The sequence below is a fragment of the Methanothermobacter sp. K4 genome (assembly GCF_022014235.1).
Classification (GTDB): domain Archaea; phylum Methanobacteriota; class Methanobacteria; order Methanobacteriales; family Methanothermobacteraceae; genus Methanothermobacter.
On record NZ_JAKLTD010000004.1, the window covers coordinates 58,574 to 77,033 of the forward strand.

Annotated in this window: 21 protein-coding genes; 9 read left to right on the forward strand and 12 right to left on the reverse strand. The window is 47.1% G+C overall.

Translation table 11 applies throughout. The features are described from left to right. Positions 1-27 precede the first annotated feature (27 nt). From nadA to rnz, 5 genes are all read right to left on the reverse strand, one after another. Positions 28-948 carry a quinolinate synthase gene (nadA, locus tag L5462_RS08745; RefSeq protein ID WP_237780399.1) on the reverse strand — a complete coding sequence of 307 codons (921 nt, stop codon included), beginning with the start codon at positions 946-948 and terminating at the stop codon, positions 28-30. A gap of 138 nt (positions 949-1,086) precedes the next feature. After that, positions 1,087-2,301, reverse strand: a complete 1,215-nt coding sequence (locus L5462_RS08750) for a roadblock/LC7 domain-containing protein (protein ID WP_237780400.1) — start codon at positions 2,299-2,301, stop codon at positions 1,087-1,089. After that, positions 2,279-2,887 carry a class E sortase gene (locus tag L5462_RS08755; protein ID WP_237780401.1) on the reverse strand — a complete coding sequence of 203 codons (609 nt, stop codon included), beginning with the start codon at positions 2,885-2,887 and terminating at the stop codon, positions 2,279-2,281. The genes L5462_RS08750 and L5462_RS08755 overlap by 23 nt, the downstream gene beginning before the upstream one ends. Continuing rightward, positions 2,887-3,645, reverse strand: coding sequence for a mechanosensitive ion channel family protein (locus L5462_RS08760; RefSeq protein WP_237780402.1), 759 nt, complete (start codon positions 3,643-3,645; stop codon positions 2,887-2,889). The genes L5462_RS08755 and L5462_RS08760 overlap by 1 nt, the downstream gene beginning before the upstream one ends. Next, positions 3,623-4,543, reverse strand: coding sequence for a ribonuclease Z (gene rnz, locus L5462_RS08765; protein WP_237780403.1), 921 nt, complete (start codon positions 4,541-4,543; stop codon positions 3,623-3,625). The genes L5462_RS08760 and rnz overlap by 23 nt, the downstream gene beginning before the upstream one ends. A gap of 103 nt (positions 4,544-4,646) precedes the next feature. Between rnz and nadC the strand changes: the two genes are divergently transcribed. Together nadC and L5462_RS08775 are read left to right on the forward strand one after the other, a co-directional pair. Further along, the gene (gene nadC, locus L5462_RS08770; protein WP_237780404.1) at positions 4,647-5,486 is read left to right on the forward strand and encodes a carboxylating nicotinate-nucleotide diphosphorylase; all 840 of its coding nucleotides are present in this window, start codon (positions 4,647-4,649) and stop codon (positions 5,484-5,486) included. A gap of 140 nt (positions 5,487-5,626) precedes the next feature. After that, positions 5,627-6,016, forward strand: a complete 390-nt coding sequence (locus L5462_RS08775; protein WP_237780405.1) for a hypothetical protein — start codon at positions 5,627-5,629, stop codon at positions 6,014-6,016. On the opposite strand, the gene L5462_RS08780 is transcribed toward L5462_RS08775, so the two are convergent. From L5462_RS08780 to L5462_RS08790, 3 genes are all read right to left on the reverse strand, one after another. After that, positions 6,013-6,603 carry a ZPR1 zinc finger domain-containing protein gene (locus L5462_RS08780; protein ID WP_237780406.1) on the reverse strand — a complete coding sequence of 197 codons (591 nt, stop codon included), beginning with the start codon at positions 6,601-6,603 and terminating at the stop codon, positions 6,013-6,015. The two genes, L5462_RS08775 and L5462_RS08780, sit on opposite strands and share 4 nt — an antisense overlap. 72 nt (positions 6,604-6,675) lie before the next feature. Next, on the reverse strand, positions 6,676-7,635 hold the full coding sequence (locus L5462_RS08785; RefSeq protein WP_237780407.1) for a 3H domain-containing protein: 960 nt from the start codon (positions 7,633-7,635) through the stop codon (positions 6,676-6,678). 28 nt (positions 7,636-7,663) lie between these two features. Beyond that, on the reverse strand, positions 7,664-8,011 hold the full coding sequence (locus L5462_RS08790; protein ID WP_010877438.1) for a roadblock/LC7 domain-containing protein: 348 nt from the start codon (positions 8,009-8,011) through the stop codon (positions 7,664-7,666). Positions 8,012-8,139: 128 nt separating this feature from the next. Here L5462_RS08790 and L5462_RS08795 point away from each other — a divergent pair, with 128 nt between their 5' ends. From L5462_RS08795 to L5462_RS08815, 5 genes are all read left to right on the forward strand, one after another. Further along, positions 8,140-9,192 (forward strand): DUF1611 domain-containing protein, encoded by a 1,053-nt coding sequence (locus L5462_RS08795; protein WP_237780408.1) that lies wholly within the window; start codon positions 8,140-8,142, stop codon positions 9,190-9,192. Continuing rightward, entirely contained in the window at positions 9,193-9,552 is a 360-nt protein-coding gene (locus tag L5462_RS08800; protein ID WP_013295235.1) for a cell division protein SepF, read from the forward strand. A gap of 7 nt (positions 9,553-9,559) precedes the next feature. Further along, on the forward strand, positions 9,560-10,657 hold the full coding sequence (locus L5462_RS08805) for a DUF2226 domain-containing protein (protein ID WP_237780409.1): 1,098 nt from the start codon (positions 9,560-9,562) through the stop codon (positions 10,655-10,657). 72 nt (positions 10,658-10,729) lie between these two features. Beyond that, positions 10,730-11,509 (forward strand): septum site-determining protein MinD, encoded by a 780-nt coding sequence (locus tag L5462_RS08810; protein ID WP_048176372.1) that lies wholly within the window; start codon positions 10,730-10,732, stop codon positions 11,507-11,509. Positions 11,510-11,531: 22 nt separating this feature from the next. Next, the gene (locus L5462_RS08815) at positions 11,532-12,365 is read left to right on the forward strand and encodes a carbohydrate kinase family protein (protein WP_237780410.1); all 834 of its coding nucleotides are present in this window, start codon (positions 11,532-11,534) and stop codon (positions 12,363-12,365) included. On the opposite strand, the gene L5462_RS08820 is transcribed toward L5462_RS08815, so the two are convergent. Beyond that, positions 12,362-13,126 (reverse strand): TatD family hydrolase, encoded by a 765-nt coding sequence (locus tag L5462_RS08820; protein WP_255772591.1) that lies wholly within the window; start codon positions 13,124-13,126, stop codon positions 12,362-12,364. The genes L5462_RS08815 and L5462_RS08820 overlap by 4 nt on opposite strands. A 90-nt stretch (positions 13,127-13,216) precedes the next feature. Between L5462_RS08820 and L5462_RS08825 the strand changes: the two genes are divergently transcribed. Both L5462_RS08825 and L5462_RS08830 read left to right on the forward strand, forming a co-directional pair. After that, complete coding sequence (locus tag L5462_RS08825; protein WP_237780449.1) at positions 13,217-14,065, forward strand: winged helix-turn-helix domain-containing protein; 849 nt, start codon at positions 13,217-13,219, stop codon at positions 14,063-14,065. Between the two features lie 11 nt (positions 14,066-14,076). Next, on the forward strand, positions 14,077-14,964 hold the full coding sequence (locus L5462_RS08830) for a winged helix-turn-helix domain-containing protein (protein WP_237780412.1): 888 nt from the start codon (positions 14,077-14,079) through the stop codon (positions 14,962-14,964). Between the two features lie 2 nt (positions 14,965-14,966). Here the strand turns inward: L5462_RS08830 and glyS are convergent, their stop codons facing one another. The 3 genes from glyS to L5462_RS08845 all read right to left on the reverse strand — a co-directional run bounded on the left by glyS (position 14,967) and on the right by L5462_RS08845 (position 18,436). Further along, the gene (gene glyS, locus L5462_RS08835; RefSeq protein ID WP_237780450.1) at positions 14,967-16,658 is read right to left on the reverse strand and encodes a glycine--tRNA ligase; all 1,692 of its coding nucleotides are present in this window, start codon (positions 16,656-16,658) and stop codon (positions 14,967-14,969) included. A gap of 24 nt (positions 16,659-16,682) precedes the next feature. Continuing rightward, positions 16,683-17,276 carry a dCTP deaminase gene (gene dcd, locus L5462_RS08840; protein WP_013295244.1) on the reverse strand — a complete coding sequence of 198 codons (594 nt, stop codon included), beginning with the start codon at positions 17,274-17,276 and terminating at the stop codon, positions 16,683-16,685. Positions 17,277-17,350: 74 nt separating this feature from the next. After that, complete coding sequence (locus L5462_RS08845; RefSeq protein ID WP_370637060.1) at positions 17,351-18,436, reverse strand: DUF1512 family protein; 1,086 nt, start codon at positions 18,434-18,436, stop codon at positions 17,351-17,353. Between the last annotated feature and the right edge of the window lie 24 nt (positions 18,437-18,460).

Sequence of the window (18,460 nt, forward strand, 5' to 3'; positions counted from 1 at the left end):
AGGCATTGAAGGAGTGAATCAGTAGGATTACCCTTGACGGGATACCTCTATCATCCTCTCAACAGCCCTCCTGGCCCTTTCAGCCACATCATCAGGAACCGTTACAACGAATTCCTCATTGACCAGTGAATTTTTAACCTTCTCAAGTGTGTGCAGTTTCATGTTTTCACATATGGCCTCTGCCAGGAGGGGGATTGTTTCCTTATCTGATTCAAGGCCTATACGTGTTGTCATGTCAACCTCTGTCCCGATTATGAAACGCTTACTGTCTGACTCCAGAACCCTGCGTAGCATTCCCCCGGTGCTCAGGATGTGATCCGCCAGTTCCTGAACTTCAGGGTCACATTCCGGGTGGACGAGGAGCTCAGCGTCGGGGTACTCCTCCCTCTTTGCAGCCACATCGGCGACAGTGAACATCTTATGGACGTAGCAGTAGCCGTTTTCTGGGATGGGGATTATCCTCTTGTCGGTATTCTGCTGAACATACCATGCAAGGTTTCTGTCGGGTCCAAAGAGTATGAGGTCCTCATCCAGACTTTCAACGACCTTGACGGCATTTGCAGATGTGCAGAGTATATCCGCCTCTGCCTTTGCCTCTGCAAGGGTGTTAACATATAGGACAACTGCGGCGTCAGGGTACCTTTCCCTGGCCTTCCTGACGTCCTCTGCAGTGAGCATGTGTGCCATGGGACACTCCGCACCCCTGTCGGGTATCAGGATCTTCTTATCAGGGTTGAGGATGTAGGCGGTTTCAGCCATGAAGTCCACTCCACAGAAGACAACCATGTCCCTATCATGTATTTCACTTGCCTTAATGCAGAGTTCAAGTGAGTCACCTTTAAAATCTGCGATTTCCTGTATCTCCTTTTTCTGATAGTTATGGGCAAGTATGATAGCGTTTTTCTCCTTTTTCAACTTCAGAATATCCCTTTGCAGCTGATTTAACATAAGCGTCCCTACTGAAAAATTATATGATAGAATCAAGAATTAAGGCAATCTATCTATAGGTGTTAATGTTTTATAAATATTTCCATAAAACAGGCACCCTGAGTGGAATCATCCTTTATTCTGGAACTCTGGGGTCCGTTAATCCCATATCTGCCTTAACTCCTGATGGATGGTCTCTGTTATCCCAAGTTCATCCATAGCATCCCTGTAGGCCCTGTAGATGGCTGTAAACTCCGGCCTTATCATGCCCCTGAATGCACCATATCCCATAACACGCCCGTAATTCTCTGTTATTGATGTGATTATTATTTCCATATCCCTCTTTATCTCCTCAAGGCTGTAACCTGCAGCTGAGATGTTTTCCCTCAATTTTTTGAAGTCAACTGATGCATTGCTGAGGACACCAACACCATCAAGGGTGATGGAACATTCCTCGCGTGGAAGGGATTTGCGGAGCATACCCCCGGCAGGGGCCACACCCATTATTTTACTGGCGCCGATTGACATCGCAAGGAGGATGTGCTCATATATAAGAAGTGCTGTCTCCTTCCGGGCTTCGGGGTCAGCTGGGACATCAACGGATCTGAGTTCTGGAAGGGATAGTGGCGGCTTCACCTCAGGAATGGCTGCTGACTCCATTGACACTTTAACTTTGTCTTCCATTATTGGTTTTTCTATTTTCTCTTCCGGCGGCTCTGGTTTTTCAATGTCAGGTTTTTTGAGTATTTCCCTCTGTTCACGCACCACATCGGTGCTGGTCTCAGGCACAGTTACCTGCTCCTGCCCTGGGGCTTCATCTTTCTGTTCTTCAACCTTAACATTGATCTCATCACCTGCATGGATCCCACTGACGCTGGAACCTCCAGGTTGGGTGGTGGGACTTGTCTCAGAACCTCCAGATTCAGGATATAAACCCGTCTCAGACTCCATGGTTGATTTAATCCCCTCAGCTGATGAGTCCCTGATATATTCCAGTTCACGGAGTATTTCAGGACCTGAAAGTCTCTTCATAACCCTTCTTGCAAGGAGGATCACCTTTCCAAGGTTTGACCTTTTATCTGCAAGCACAAGAAGGTGGAGGTCATCGTTGAGCAGGACCATCTTTCCGCCAGGGAACTCCATAACAGCAGACTGATATTCGCCCTGCCCCGCCCTTTTGAGGAGTTTACCTGAGGCATCTGCCATTACACTGGCCATGGATCCAAGGTTTCTGCCGAAGGCTCCCCTGCGGTAGAGGATGCTGCCTGAACTGTCAGTTACGATTACCCCCTCAACACCTTCACCTTCCAGGATTTCACCAACTATCTCTTCAAGTATTCTAAAACCCCCATCAGATGTTCTCTCTACGCACAAGTCTGCAGTGTGTTATCCAGGCAGCCTTCTTTTTGCCTGGAGGATAACAGGTTATGAGCATGAGCCTGGCCTCCCCGCCCTGGGCGAAGCGCACAGGATTGACCTTATAGTCCCATCTTATATCATCACCATTGGATGTAACCACATATACGTAGCGCATTGAGGAGAGATGGTCCTCTATTATAACAGTATCCCCCCTCCTGAGGGCACCTATCCTTTTGAATGGTCCTGAATAGGTGGTTCTATGCCCCAGGATCCCACAGTCACCTGCAGACCCTGGCATGACACTTTCAGGGTAGTGGTAGACCGATTCATAGGCATTCACGGTGTCCTCCCTTATCCAGCATCTGACGCCTATCGCGGGTATTATGAGCTTACCAATGACTGGTCCGCTTGAGCCTGCAACTGTGTTTGGACCTGAGGGGACAGGGTCAAAAAGTTCTCTGGGGGCATTCCTGTAGTTTTCAAGGTGAATCCTTGACCTTTCCAGGGTCTGGTAATCCTCAAAGGTCTTTATAATAATGCCTGAGCTAACTGATACGAAGAAAAGGCATATGATGGTGGCGTAGATGCTGTTTCTTCTCATTAAAAACCCTGCATTTGATCCTGTTTAGAATCTTCAAGGACCTTTTTCACATGAGACGCAATCACGTAACGGTATTCTGTCACCTTTCGCGGATCGGGGATCCAGGCTGTCACCTTTGCCTTTATACCGGTATCTGTAAATTCAAGGACAATGACCCCGGGCTCAGGGTCCTGAAGTATACCTGGCACCCCCATGAGAACATCCTTAACATCAGATTCAAATTTTTCAATATCAACATCATAGTTAAGGTTGACCCTGAGTTCAACCCGTCTCCTTTCCCCGGCACTGTAGTTGACGTAGGCTGTTTTTGAGAATGTTGAGTTGGGCACTGTTACTATTTTGGCGTCAGGGGTTTTTATTGTTGTTGTCCTGAAACCCACCCTTTTAACCTTACCCTTCTGCCCGGCAACCTCAATGGTGTCACCCACCCTGAAACTCTTATCAGCAAGTATGAACATTCCGGATATGAAGTTGGATATTATGTCCCTCGATGCAAAACCCACCGAGACACCGGCTATACCCAGACTAACTGTTATTGCAGTTACGTCTATTCCAAGTTCCCTCAGAACTATGCTAAGGGCTATGATGTATATGCTGTATTTTATTATGTCATTGAGGACCTGTATGAGTGTAAGGTCCAGGTCCCATTTTCTGGTGGACCTCTTTAGGAAATAGGATGCCCATTTAACAAGGAGAACAGCGGCCATCACAGTGACTATTATGACGAGGATGGTTTCAGGTGCTGGAACCGGAATCATCAGCCTTCACCTCCATGGTCATGAGGTCATCTGCCACATCTGTTTCAGGGAAAACATCCCTTGCGGCTTTCAGAATAACCTCGGTCCGTTTGTATCTGGTGCTAAGATGTGTGAGTATCAGCCTCCTGACGCAGGCAGATGCAGCAACCTCCGCAGCTTCCCTTGCAGTGGAATGCCCACTTTCAGCCGCCTTGTCCTCACTTCCAGCCTCAAAGGTTGACTCATGTATCAGAAGGTCCGCTTCACGGGCAAGATCTATAACCGACTCACAGGGACGGGTATCACCCGAGTAGCATATCTTCACACCCCGCCGTGGGCTTCCAAGGACCTCCTCTGGTTTTATGAGCCTGTCACCAACCCTCACAGGTATCCCCCTGTGCAGCTTTCCGAAGGCTGGTCCCGGTTTGAGTCCGAGTTCAATGGCCTTCTCCCTGAGGAACCTCGGCCTCTTCTTCTCCTCAAAACAGTAGGCGAGGTTGAATACCGAATGGGAGGCGGGTGCCGAGGTAATACGGTAGTCTTCCTCCTCAAGGACGGTGCCTCCCCTTACCTCATGCACATGGATATCAAAGTCGAGCGTGAAGTAGCCCATCTTCATGATGGATTCGTGGAGTTCATGGATTCCTGGGGGCCCATATATCTCAAGGGGCTCCTGGCGCCCTCTGAAGCCCATTGACTGTATCATCCCAGGTATCCCAAGGATATGGTCCCCGTGTAGATGTGTTATGAACATCCTTGTAACCTTCATGGGGCTGATGCCTGCAAGGGCCATCTGTCTCTGAGTTCCCTCACCACAGTCAAACAGGAATACCTCACCGGGGATTCGAAGTGCTATTGATGTGTGGTTTCTGTTCTTTGAGGGGACAGCTGATGATGTACCCAGAAATGTAACTTCCATCATATCACTCTTTCACAGGTTCTTGGAGGATATCTGCTTGGGATTCTGCTTCATGGACATAAGATTTATAATTCTTCCCTTTATATTAATTTAGGGGATCTTCATGATTGACATTCTCAGGGAAATGATCAGGGCAGACGTGGGATTTGAAGATATAACAACCGAGGCACTTGTTGAAAGGGGTACAGTGGCAGTGGCGGATGTCATAGCCGGGGAGGATGGCATAATTGCAGGTGTGGATGTGGCGGGGATCATAGCCGCGGAATTCGGAATCGAAATAGAAAGGCTGAAAGCGGATGGTGATCCGGTTAAAGCCGCTGAGAAGGTCATAGTCCTTGAGGGGGAAGCTTCAGATATCTTGAAAATAGAGAGGACAATGCTTAACCTCATGATGAGAATGAGTGGCATAGCCACCCTCACACGAAGCATGCTGGAGCGGGTGAGGTCAGTTAACCCTGATGTGAGGATAGCTGCCACCAGGAAGACGACTCCTGGACTGCAGTGGTTTGAAAAGCAGGCAGTTAAAATTGGTGGTGGTGACACCCATCGCTTCAGGCTTGATGACTGTGCAATGATCAAGGACAACCACATAGCAATCGCTGGAAGTGTGGGGGACGCAGTGAGGCGCGTTAAGGAACATGTAAGCTTCACAAAGAAGGTTGAGGTTGAGGTTGAAAGGCCAGGTGACGCTGTACTGGCAGCGGAGGCAGGGGCTGACATCATACTCCTTGATAATATGAACCCTCGGAACGTCAGAAAAGCACTGGAAAAACTCAAAAATGCCGGGCTGAGGGACAGGGTGATTGTTGAGGCATCAGGGGGTATAAAACCTGAAAATATAGATAAGTATGCTTCCACAGGAGTTGATGTGATATCAATGGGGTTTATAACTACATCAGCCCATCCAATTGACCTCAGCCTTGAGATAAGGGAACTGAAATGACCTTTAATTCTGGTAATCAGAACACTTAATTTAATTAATGAGGACCCCCATTTTCTATTGTTATATTCGGGGTTTCTTTGATTATATGGAATACATTTATATACCTTGAGCCGGATATAGTCACATGGAGGTAGAAACCTATGGAGAATGAAGAGATTCAGAATAACAATGCTGATATGGAAGCTGAAGAGGAAACCGAGGAATTACCCTTTGCCAAGGCAGAGGTTGTCAGGCTCATGAAACAGCACCTTGACAGTGACAAGATGATACGTGAAAGGGTCAAGGTTGAGATGAACAAGTTCCTTGGAGAAATCCTCGAAAAGGTATGCGAACAGCTTAACCAGTACCCCTATGCCACAGTGGAATATGAAATGCTCAAGGAGTGCATATATCCCTACAAGAACATTGAAAGGATAAATCAGGAAAAGGAACGCCTTCTGGCACATCTTGAGGCAATAAAGGCCGACTGTGATGCAATGGGTATGGATATCAAACGCACACTCAAACTAAGGGATGTTGATGAGGACTAATCATCCTCATCAATCTCATCTGACTCAAAAACCAGGAATCCAGTTTTGAGGGATTTTATTTCCTCATCTGAGAGCTTTTCCCTCACAGCACGTGGGTGGCCAACAAAACTCTGCCCGAATGGGTCCTCAATTATAACTGTGACATTCCTTTTTCCCCCCCGAACTTCACGTAGCATTTCAAGGATCTCTGAGGCCTTTTCTTTTGATTCATCCTCCTCAAAGAGGTTGATGGCTGTTTTGACGGCGGTTTCAAATCTCTCAACAACACCCTCAATGTTGGAGATGTAACCTGTTGACCTGGGGCCCGGTTCAACCTTGAGTCCCAGTTCAGGTATCCTTATGGTTGCTGACTGGGACTTAACGACCCTTGCGTTGAGTGTTTTATCACCCACCTCGATTGTGTACCTTGATGGTTCCTTCTGCTCGAGGCAGATTATATCTGTGCTTCTGTAGCCACACCTGCTGCAGATGAGTACTGATTCCATTATCTCCCCGAAGTAGGGAATCTCCTCAACCCTACTGATGGCGGTCATACACTTCTTTCCACTGCAGACCGGGCAGTCGATCTTCATATTCTGCTGGTTCAATCTGTCACCCCTGTACTCCTGATTACAGAACTTGAATTAGGTGAATGGATCATCAAATTTACGCTGTGATATTCAGTTCTCTTCCCGGTAGATGAGTCCCCTTTCCTCAAGCTCATTCAGGATGGCCTGAAGACTCTCAGGGTCCGGTGCGCATATCCTGTGACTGTGGATGTTATCTGAAAGCGTGTAAAGTCTTTCAAGATCTCTTTTTCTTTTTGGGCTCTCATTTAACCGCTTAAGAAACCTTTCAGCCTCAACTGGATCGTATACATTGACATCACGTTTAAGTGGCTGTGAAAATCCAGGTATTGGGTAGGACACGTCAACGATTCTTCCGCCATGTCTCTTAATGATGATGTCTATGACCTCACCGAGGCGTTCAACAGGGTGCTGAAGCGTCACCTCGGCGCAGTTTTCCCTTATGAATGACAGCATCCTTTTAATGGTGCACCTTATGTCGTCGTTGTTAATCACCGGCACTTCATGTTCCCTTGCCTTTCTTACAAGGTAGTCATGGATTACACGGTTCTCACGGAAGTATTCAAGGTGTTTTCCACCCCTCTTTACCTCCATTGCTCTCTTAACGAAGCGCTCCTTATGGACATTCTCCTCGGCAGACAGGACAAAAAAATGAATTGATGCATTTTCCTCAAATTTCTCAATGTCCAGGAGGCCGGGCAGAAGGTGGACGCCCTCTATGGCCACATCATCCGAGTCAGCAACAGCCCTTTCAATAACCTTCTCAACTGCAGGAATAACGAATGAGGCGTGCTCCTCAAAACCCGCACATATCAGTGACTCAATGTTGTTGTCACGGAAGCGCTCTTTATCCCTCAGTGTTGTGTAGGCATCAAATGAGGACTTATAGAGCGCTAGGGCATAATCTGGCCCGATTATACCCCTTACGATCTCCCTTATGAAATCTGTTTCTATAAGGTGCTTTATGTTTAACTCCCTTGCAAGTTCCGATGCAACGGTGGACTTTCCAATTCCTGAAGCACTTCCTATAAGTATCACATAGGGTTTTCTCAATTTTCACGCCCCATATTTAAAATAGAGGTTATGTAAGGAGATCCTTAACGCGTTCAGCACTTCTCCTCATCTCAATACGAATAAGACCGAGATTTATATCAACATCGGTTATCAGTACAAGTATTCCCTCCCCGGCGTCTATCATGAGGGTTTTACCCCTGGTACCCTCAATCATAACCTGTTCAAGGGGCTCATGCTTTATTTCCTCGGCGGACCTTTCTGCAGTACCGAAAACTGCTGAAGCCATTGCAGCGACCAGTTCCCCGTCTATGTCGGATGGAACCTCACTTTCGATTACAAGACCATCCTTACCAACAACAAGGGAACCATTTACCCCATTGATCCTACCTAAATCTTTAAGTATTCTTGCTATCATACTATGCCTCCATAAACAGAGTATTCTACCCAAAATATATATGCTTTAAGCATTTATTAATTAAATGAGTATGACTAACTAATTAACAGTTTCTATTTGATTCCAGCAAGTATTAAAGGAGTGATTATTTGCACATATTATCTTCTGTCGAGGAACTGAGGGAGCTGAATCCGTTTATAATCATTGGATGTGGCGGTGGAGGAGAAAAATTTGCAAATTTTGAGGGAGTCGAACCTGTCGGATTTGTTGACGATGACCCCAAAAAGCATGGAACGGACTTCTGCGGATTTAAGGTGTCATCAAGCCTCCTTAAGCTTATACATGAGACCGATGCAAGAAGTGTTGCAATAATGCTCCCAATAGGTGCAGAGGGCACCGCCCTCAAGTATGCTGTGCAGGCGATAAATGAGGGTAAAAATGTCGTGACCTCATTCAGATCACTCCCACTGGCAGATAACAGTTCCCTCATCAAATTTGCAGAACAGATGAATGTAACAATCAAGGAGATAAGCCCTCGCCTTGACAACGTAAGGAAAATATTTGGGGTTGCACCCCCACGCTGCACAGAGGTACTCCCAAAGATAAAATACAGGCACAGATCACCAGTGGTATTTGTTGGGGGCACCTCACAGGAGTGCGGCAAGCGCACAACCACAAGGCTTCTGGGGAAGGAGGCAAAGGAGAGGGGCCTGGAAGCGGGGGTTATCTCAACCGATGAGATGGGTCTTGAACAGCCGGTTGACATAAATTTCCGGGCAGGGAGTCTCTCTGTCATGGATGTTGCTGCGGCGGTTATGGGTTCGGTGAAGTACCTTGAGGAGGAAAAGGACCCTGATATAATATTCATAGAGGGTCAGTCAAGTCTCACAGAAAGAAAAAACCCCCACCCAAGGGGTTTATCGGCATCAATACTTATAGGGGCGATGCCAGACGTTACGGTGCTCTGTCACAGGCCAAACCATCCCTACAGAAAACCAAGGGGGATAAAGGAGGAGATAAGGGCCATAGAGGCAATCGAGCCAACGAGGGTTATAGGGATTTCCTTAAATTTAAGAAACATGAATGACAGATCAATAATGGAAAGGTATGAAGCACGTTTTGGGCTTCCTGTTGTTGATGTTAAGAATGGGGGGGCTTCAAGATTAATGGATGTGATCATGGAGCATATAGGGGAGATTTAGTTGAGGGACATTCTCGAAATGCTGAAGAAAAGTGTGGGACTTGATGAGGAAGTTAAGGAACCTGAGGAGACAGAAACAATAATAGTGCCGGAGCATTCCTTCTATGAGATCATTCTCCTGAAGGCAAAATCCATTGGCGATGTGGACGACGCCCTCTCCCAGGTGACTGATGAGAAGAATCCGGTTATACTTGATCTCACAGAGATCCAGAGAGATAATCCATCGGATTTCAAGACAGTTGGGGAGCGTATAAAGGATCTCAGGGAGAATCATGGTGCAGAGGCGATACTGCTCTGCAATAAGGAGAAGAATGTGGTGATAATAACTCCAAGGGAGATTAAACTCATCAGAAAGGGGTAGTGAACATATGGAGCTTCCTATAACCAAGCCATCCAAGATTTCCTATGGCGATGAGATAGATTTCAGTGAACTTCTTGAAAAACTTGCTTCAGATGAATACAATGGATTCATAAGGATTACCCATGCATCCGATGAGGGTTACATTCTATTCAGGGATGGAGTACACGTTGCAGCATCATACGACAGATTCATGAAGGAGGAAGCTCTTGAAAGGATAATGGAAGTGGCCGATAAAACAGATACCCTCATAGAACTCTTTGACCTTAAAAGATCACAGCTTGATTACCTCATGGATATAAACAGAATCTACGCAATAGAGCGGATAGATGAGAGGTCAGTTGAACATCAGGTAGAGGAAGAGGAAACATACTTCAATCCAAAGGAAGCAAGCTACAGGCAGCCCATAGCAGATGAAGAGAGGCTCGAAACGTCTGAAATAGCTGTTGATACTTCCCCGGAAATGGAGGATACTGAATTCACAGGTGATCTGGAAGCTGAAGATTTAAAATCAACTGAAACACAATCAAAGCCTCAGGTTGAGGTTACAAGAGAAGTTACTCAAGAACCCGAAACTTTAGAGACTGAGGAGCCCCCTGAAATTCAGGCCACTGATGAATCGGCTGGTGCTGACATCAGAAAGGAAGAGGGAATGGAGGATGAGGCTTCGGAATCCATGGATGTGTCTGACTCCAAACCCCTCAGCAGAGACGAGCTCATGAAAAAATATGGCCTCAGGGATATAGGTGAAGAGGAGGTCGAAAAGGTCCTTGAAACATATAAGGGTGGCGCAATCACTGATATCGATCCTGAAAGGGTTGAACTGACCCTTATGAATAAAATAAAGATGTCCATACTTGGAATACCCCGTATAAAGGGTGCTGAGGTGATCGTTTTCCTTGATAACACATATGACCTCAGTGGAAGGATCAAGATAATGGTTGAACATGAGGGTAAGGGTATCTTCTCAAGGATTATAGGGGACTCAAAGGAGGAGGAGAACCTCAAGTTTCATATAATGGATATTGTTGAGATGGAACTCAGAAAAACCTTCAGGGATTTCCCTGAGATAGTGGATAACTTTGAGGTGAGTATTGAGGTACGGTGATCTGGCCTTTGCTGTACCTGACATCAATATTTATATTAGGTTGACTGTTATTATCTATGTGGAGGTATTGGAATGACAAGAGTGATTACAGTCGCATCAGGTAAGGGAGGTGTGGGGAAGACAACCATCACTGCTAACCTGGGTGTTGCCCTCTCAACCTACGGTGAAAGGGTTGTTGTGCTTGACGCTGATATAGCAATGGCGAACCTTGAACTCATCCTGGGGATGGAGGGAAAATCCGTCACACTTCATGATGTTCTTGCAGGTAACGCTTCAATTGAGGACGCGGTTTATGAGGGTCCCAATGGCGTGAGGGTGGTACCTGCTGGCATATCCCTTGAGGGGCTCAGAAACGTTAAACTTGACCGCCTTGAGGATGCCCTCGCTTACCTCATAGAGGATACTGATATACTCCTTATAGATGCTCCTGCAGGTCTTGAGAAGGACGCTGTTGCCGCACTTGCGGCTGCAGATGAACTTCTGCTTGTCACAACACCAGAGGTGCCATCGATAAGTGACGCCCTCAAAACAAAGATCGTCGCAAGTAAACTTGGCATCAACATAATAGGCGTTGTCATAAACCGTGAGCAGTACGATAAAACCTTCCTGAGTGTTGAGGAGGTTGAGACAATACTTGAGGTTCCTGTTATTGCGGTGATACCTGATGATCCTGAGGTGAGCAGGGCAGCAGCCTTTGGTGAACCCATAGTCATTAAGAATCCAAAATCACCTGCAAGCAATTCCCTCATGAAACTTGCAGCGGACCTCATCGGTGAGGAATATCAGCCAATAGAACCAGACAAGCAGGGTGTTATCGCCAAACTCATAAGCGGTTTGATGGGGCGAAGGTGATCACCCCTGGTGATTTATTTTGATGAGAGTCGTCAGTGTCGGGACCTGTAACATGGATTTTATTTTTCGGGTTCCCAGATTCGTTGAACCGGACTCTGAGATGAACATAGAAGATTTACGTGTTATTCCAGGCGGTTCCGTGTTCAACTTTGCCGTGTGGATCTCCCAACTTGGATTTAAGGTGGGGGTTGTATCATCGGTGGGCAGGGATGTTTACGGGGATATGATCACATCCCTTCTGGAATCGAGGGGCGTTGATACATCCTGCATATCAAAACAGGATGAAACAACTGGCATGGCCTTCATATCAGTGGATGGGGCTGGTAGAAGATCCATTTATTCTTACATGGGTGCAAACGCCAGTCTTGGGATTGGTGAGACAGAATCAGAATATATCATGGCGGCAGATGCAGTTCATCTCAGCGGCTGCTACATTGAGGTTGCCAGTGCGGTTTCAGGTATCAGGGACGTCTCCTTCAGCCCCGGCACACTACTGGCATCATATGGCATTGAAGGGCTTTCAGGTGTCCTTGAGAGAACCAGCATAATATTCCTGAATGATGATGAGCTTGAGATGCTAACCGGCTCCAGGAGATCAGGGATTGAAAGACTTCTTGAGGCAGGGGTGGGGAACGTTGTTGTAACCCATGGACCCAGGGGAGCATCCTTCTTTTCAGAGGACCACTCTGAGACCATGGAAATTGATGCTGAAGATGCACTGGATACCACCGGGGCAGGGGACGCCTTTGCAGCGGGGTTCATGTCAATGTGGCTCAGAGGTTCAGAACCAGCGGAGTGCCTGAGGAACGGTCACAGGGTGGCACGCAGGGTGATTTCAAGGATGGGTGCATTTTAGACTCGGCTGATTCTAAGAAGATTCCTTATGTTTTCATCAGAAACCCGCTTTATGTCACTGTGGCTGAAACCTTCCATTTTCATTCTCTGAACAGTTCTTGGAACTGAGAGGGGATCAGATGGTGCTGAGCTCATGTCACTGTTAAGTACAAACCTTTCTGTTCCATATTCCCTCAGAATTTCAACGGCTTCCTCCGGTGTGAGCTTTTCAGGCTGCACAGTGAGTCCCAGCATGCACTCGGTTTCCACAAGCTCCGGGAGAACCTCCATGTTAACATGTTCAATCACCACGAGGGACTCATCGATTGTACCATCTATCACATCAATTATCTGGGGGGTAACATCGGCCTTCCCTCTTCGTGGAGTGTGGACAATCACGGGGTAACCAAGTTCATCAGCCACCCTTAGCTGGACTTTAAAGACATCCTTTTCAATTTCTGAACCAGAGTCAAGGCCCACTTCACCAACAGCAACCACATATGGATTTCTGAGGAGATCTGGGAGTTTTTCAATCACCCTTTCAGGGTCATGGGGTATTGCACGGGGATGTATTCCAAGGGCGATATAGAGTTTTAACCCGTTGCGGGCCGCCCTCTCAGGGTCCACTGTCAGCAGCCTCCTGAAATGTGCCATGACAACATCTGATGATGTCATCTCCAGAGGGTCATGGGCACAGGTAAGGGCTCCATCCATACCACTCACAGCCATTAGCTCAAAATCCTCAAAGGGTCTCGTATCCGCATGTATATGGCTATCTATCAGTTCAAATCCTCCTTTAAATCATTAAATCTGTAGCTTGCTCAATAAAATATTTAAAATCTGATGAATATAAAAGTGTAAGGAGGCTGTTTGATGTACCAAGAGAGGCTCACTGACGTATATGAATATCTCTATGAGGATCTTCAGTTCATCCTCAAATCCAGCATAAGGTTCAGGATAATGGTTTCGCTTCTCAGGTCACCAAAAACCTTTGATGAGATTAAAGGGGAGGTTAAGGTGAGCCTTCCAGCACTTTACAGTAATATAAGATTACTTCTTGAGGAGGGGTCCATAAGCAGGTTGGGGGACTGTTACAGCCTCACATCAGAGGCAACCCTCAAAACTCTCTCAGCACTGAAATTAATGAACTCTGTGAGGGTTATAAATGGATTTGATGAAATGTGGCTGAATCATGATATCAGCGGGATTCCTGAATACCTCATTGAGGATATTGACTGGCTCATAAATTCTGAACTCATCAGGTCAGCTCCTGAGGATATATACAGGCCCCATAACACCTACAGGGAACTTATAGCTGATTCTGAGGAGGTTTATGGTGTATCCCCCATATCTCACAGGGACCTGGTTGACATCTATGAGGGGCTCCTGGGGAGAGGGGTTCCTGTTGAACTTGTACTCACAGACGGCGTGATACGGGAGATGGTTTTGAATGCAAGTTTTGGACTCCTCAGGACGGCAATTAAGAACAGAAACCTTAAGATTCTCCGATTTCCAGGTCCATTGAAGGTTGCGTTCACAGTGACTGACAGGTTCCTCTCACTGGGTCTTTTTGATAGCAGAGGATTTTATGACCAGAACAGGGATATCATGAGTACTGACAGGAGAGCCATTGAATGGGGTTTCCGGCTCTATGACCATTACAGGGAGCGATCTGAAAAGCTTGGCATCAGAAACCTGACAGGAATCATGTTATCACCATAGGAGGTCTGAAGATGAAGCTTGGCAGTGATTTTAACCTACTTCCAGGGGTTCCGGATGATATTCATGATCTGCTTGCTGAGATCAGATTTATAGCGGGATCAAGGGTGCGATCAGGAGTAATACTCAATCTTATGGAGGGAGAAAGAAGGGTTTCTGAGATCAGGGACATCATAATGACCTCGAATTCTGCCACAACACATGCGCTGATGGAGCTGGAGGAAAGGGGGCTGGTGGAGAGGTCATCAGACACATGCAGATTAACTTCAAAGGGAAAGCTTATGGGAATCACCCTATCAAAATTCATGAACTCAATGGATGCTGTAAGGCTTCACAGGGAATTCTGGAACAAACATTCAATTGGCTCAATTCCTGCACGGTTTCTCATGGATATAAACGTCTTCAGGGACGCCTACATTGTTGAGGCAACACCGGATGACCTCCAGAGACCATACACCACCTACCTTGAGATGCTGGATAACGCCACCCACCTCAGGGCAATGCTTTCATCCTGCCTTCCCAGGCACACAGAATCGATAGCAAGGTTCATTGAGGCTGGCGGAACAGTGGAGCTCATACTGACACCTGACACATATCATGTTTTTCTTGGGGAGTCTGGTTTAATGAACCTCCATGAACTCATGGATTCAGATTTACTGAGAATTGGGGTTCTCCCTGATAACCAGGAGGTCTCGTACATGATATCTGACACATTTTTCTCCATGAGCCTGTTTAAAAGGGATGGGTCTGATTCATCAAAGACAGAAATTCTGATGGGTCATGGGGAGGAGATCCTCCAGTGGGGGAACAGGCTATTTGATTACCACTGGAGTCTATCATCGGTGCTGGACAGCGAGTCTCTGGGCAGTGTAAGGGAGACCCCGCTCCCCCTGGAGGAGTAGTTTCAGGGTCCTGTAAGTTCCTTTAATTTCGAATCCAGTTCCTCAATCTTCAACCTTATCTGACTGCAGTCATCCCTGCTCCTTAGGGTCACTGTTCCATCCTCAAGGGTTTCGTGGTCCACCGTGACCGCAAATGGAACCCCTATTTCATCTGAACGGGCATACCTTCTCCCTATGGTTCCTGAAGAGTCAAATTCGGCTATGAACCCTGATTTTCTGAGCTTTCTTTTAATTTCAAGGGCAACCTCAACCATTTCTTTCTTGTTTACAAGGGGGAACACGCTAACCTCAACAGGTGCAACATGCGCTGGAAGGCGGAAGTAGGTCCTTTCATCTTCATCCACAAGGGAATGTAAGAGAAGGGTGTAGATTATCCTGTCGATACCAAATGATGGCTCTATGACGTGTGGATAGACCTTTTCACCCGTTACAACCTCCTCCACATCCTCAAAGGTCACATCATCTGGCAGTATTTCGAATTCGCCGTCGAGGATGAATTTACCCTCATCTCTGAGCGCTTTTTCCACTTCATCAGCTTCAATTTCACTGAGGGACTGGGCTATCCTTGCAGCGTCCTTACGGAACCTTGGCCCGAGCCTACCCATGTCAGGTTTAACAGCGCGCCTTTTAATCTTCCTTGGCTTCTCGTACTCTATGAAAACCCTGAGGTCCTCGCCGCTGTACTGACTGTGGGATTTGAGGTCATAGTCTGTCCTGTCGGCTATCCCTATAATCTCTATCCAGCCATAGGAATCTGTGAACGCCTCAACGTCCCAGCAGTCAATTGCATAGTGGGCCATTTCAGATGGAAGGTGCTGCCTGAACCTCAGGGCATCCTCAGGTATACCTATATCTGTGAGGAACCTCTTTGCAAGGCAGAGGTGGTATGTCAGTATTTCACTTGATACGACGCCCTCTGCAACCGCTTCGGCTGCAGTCATCTCAGTGGGTTCTGAACCATCAAGCTGGTCCTCTGCAGAATATAATCTGAGTTTATCACCTTTAACAGTATCAAAATCAGGGTGTGACTTGTCTTCAGGGTTAACGAATATCTCTGCCTCTGCCTGTGTGAACTCACGGAGCCTTATAACACCCTGCCTGGGTGATATCTCATTGCGGTATGATTTGCCGAGCTGAACAACACCAAATGGCAGGCGGTTTCTGAAGAACCTCAGAAGCCTCTTGAAGGGTATGAATATCCCCTGGGCAGTTTCAGGTCTGAGGTACCCTGTTTTTTTGCCTTTAGCCCCTATCAGGGTCTGGAACATGAGGTTGTAGCTCCATACATGGGTCAGGTGTCCACCACACCTCGGGCACCTTATGCCCTCATCTGATATTATCTCTGTAAGTTCCTGGTTCTCGAGGCCCTCAACATCCCGTCCTGTTGCATCCTCAATTATGTGGTCGGCCCTGTAGACATCCATGCACTCCTTGCACTGGGTCATGGGGTCATTGAAGTGGTCAACGTGTCCTGATGCCTTGAGGGCCTCCTCTGGCATTATGGTGGGGGACTCTATTTCATAGAAGCCCTCCCTGACCACATAGAATTCACGCCACCTGTTCATTATCTTGTTCTTGAGTGTTGCTCCAAGTGGTCCGTAATCCACGAAACCTGCCACACCTGAGTAGATCTCAAATGAAGACCACAGGAAACCTCTCTTCCTTGCAACGGTCATTGTCTTTTCATGGTTCAACATGATCACTCCTTGGGTTTTTCATCAGATCCTTGAGGTTCTTATTTCATAATCATCCTTTATCCTGCTTGTCTGGGGCCTTGTCTGGCCGATATATTTGCTGTCACGTGATGGGTGACCGTATGGTTTCTCTGCAGGACTTGTCATTGTCTCAAAGACTATCTGGCAGACCCTCTGACCAGGGTAGAGGGCCACTGGCATCTTACCTATGTTGGATATCTCAAGGGTTATCCTCCCATGGAACCCTGGGTCCACGTATCCTGCAGTTACATGCATGGTTATGCCGAGTCTCCCGATGGATGACCGGCCCTCAACCCTCGCAACAAGGTTATCTGGCAGCCCTATGTATTCGTAGGTTGTTGCGAGGGCAAATTCACCTGGATGTATTATGAATGGACCCTCCTCAACATGAAATGTCTCCATGTAGGATTCTATATCTGCAGGGTCCTTGGGGTCTATGCAGGGTTTTCTTATAACCCTGAATCCCCTGAATTCATCGCCTATCCTCAGGTCAACTGATGATGGCTGTATCTGCCTTTCAGGGTCATCAAGGGGGTCTATGGTTATCAGACCCTCCTCAAGGTACCTTTTTATGTCACGGTCGCTGAGTATTGCCATTAAAACATCTCCTATTCATTTTGGGGTATCATTCTCTTTTTCTTTCACCTTGATTTAGCAAAGGCATCTCCTATTCATTTTGGGGTATCATTCTCTTTTTCTTTCACTCTGATCTCCCCGGGGTTTTCAACGGCGTCAGGGATGCCGCTGCTGTTACCCACACCTATTATGAGGATTGAATCCGCATCTGATCTTGATATTATATCCTTTATCCTTGAGCGGGCGACGCTGCAGGCGTCAAGTATTTCCCTTGTCATATGGGACATTGCCTCCTCAGGGGACATCTTTATTATTATGGCGTGGGTTCTGTGTCCAAGTATCATGTTCTCCATGAACCACTTTTCAACGCCAGGGCCACCTATGGCCACCCCGACCCCCTCAGCCACGGCACCTGTTTTTTCACCCTCCATTTTGGCGGCAGCATCCACCATTATCACCTCATCGAACTCATCCTCACTGAGGATATCCTCAAGGGCCTTCACCACCATTCCAAGCCTTGAACCAGGGCCATGTGGCTTCAGAATACCAATATCCTTATTCATGAATCTTTTTCTGACATAAACCATTTCATGTAGGTGTTTTTTTCTGTCCTCTTCATCTATGAACATCCCTGCTGTGAGGGGGCCGGCACCGTCACCCAGAGGTAGGGATGATGATATTGCCCTGCAGCCATCCAGGTATGCCCTGGCGGTCCTCATGATCAGCGCAAGGTTCATCTGAAGGCCAACAAGAATCTGAAGGTTTCCTGTCTTCCTCGACAGTTCAAGGTTATGCCTCAGAAATTTAAGTATACCCCTGATACCCGCTGTCACCTTTATACACATCACTATACTGGCCTTTTTTTCACTGTCCGCATCTGGAGAAAGTTCTTCAACCATCTCCCTGATCCGGAGGTCTCCCATCTCCAGGAGCCTCCTGAATTTATCTGCAAGTCCTGATGGATCAATATCTGAGGGGGGTACTATGAAGAACTCAAGGTAATCATCCAGGAGCCCCTCATCTGTGATGCCGCTGAGGTCCATTATGGTCTTCCGGGCTTCCCTCTCCATGTCATCCAGTTCCCTGATGGCTCCCTCAACCGCCGAGAACATCCTCATCCGGATAATGACCGGCAGAAAGATGATGAGTATGATAAGGATAATGAGACCCACCATGTCCATTAAACCAAAAAACAGACCAAGACC

Excerpts from the sequence above, each read along its gene's own strand:
- L5462_RS08810 (WP_048176372.1), top strand. The coding sequence starts at position 10,730 with ATGACAAGAGTGATTACAGTCGCATCAGGTAAGGGAGGTGTGGGGAAG.
- L5462_RS08790 (WP_010877438.1), bottom strand. The coding sequence starts at position 8,011 with ATGATAGCAAGAATACTTAAAGATTTAGGTAGGATCAATGGGGTAAAT.
- L5462_RS08760 (WP_237780402.1), bottom strand. The coding sequence starts at position 3,645 with ATGATTCCGGTTCCAGCACCTGAAACCATCCTCGTCATAATAGTCACT.
- nadC (WP_237780404.1), top strand. The coding sequence starts at position 4,647 with ATGATTGACATTCTCAGGGAAATGATCAGGGCAGACGTGGGATTTGAA.
- dcd (WP_013295244.1), bottom strand. The coding sequence starts at position 17,276 with ATGGCAATACTCAGCGACCGTGACATAAAAAGGTACCTTGAGGAGGGT.
- rnz (WP_237780403.1), bottom strand. The coding sequence starts at position 4,543 with ATGGAAGTTACATTTCTGGGTACATCATCAGCTGTCCCCTCAAAGAAC.
- L5462_RS08815 (WP_237780410.1), top strand. The coding sequence starts at position 11,532 with ATGAGAGTCGTCAGTGTCGGGACCTGTAACATGGATTTTATTTTTCGG.
- L5462_RS08825 (WP_237780449.1), top strand. The coding sequence starts at position 13,217 with ATGTACCAAGAGAGGCTCACTGACGTATATGAATATCTCTATGAGGAT.
- L5462_RS08775 (WP_237780405.1), top strand. The coding sequence starts at position 5,627 with ATGGAGAATGAAGAGATTCAGAATAACAATGCTGATATGGAAGCTGAA.
- L5462_RS08805 (WP_237780409.1), top strand. The coding sequence starts at position 9,560 with ATGGAGCTTCCTATAACCAAGCCATCCAAGATTTCCTATGGCGATGAG.
- L5462_RS08830 (WP_237780412.1), top strand. The coding sequence starts at position 14,077 with ATGAAGCTTGGCAGTGATTTTAACCTACTTCCAGGGGTTCCGGATGAT.
- nadA (WP_237780399.1), bottom strand. The coding sequence starts at position 948 with ATGTTAAATCAGCTGCAAAGGGATATTCTGAAGTTGAAAAAGGAGAAA.
- L5462_RS08845 (WP_370637060.1), bottom strand. The coding sequence starts at position 18,436 with ATGGACATGGTGGGTCTCATTATCCTTATCATACTCATCATCTTTCTG.
- L5462_RS08755 (WP_237780401.1), bottom strand. The coding sequence starts at position 2,887 with ATGAGAAGAAACAGCATCTACGCCACCATCATATGCCTTTTCTTCGTA.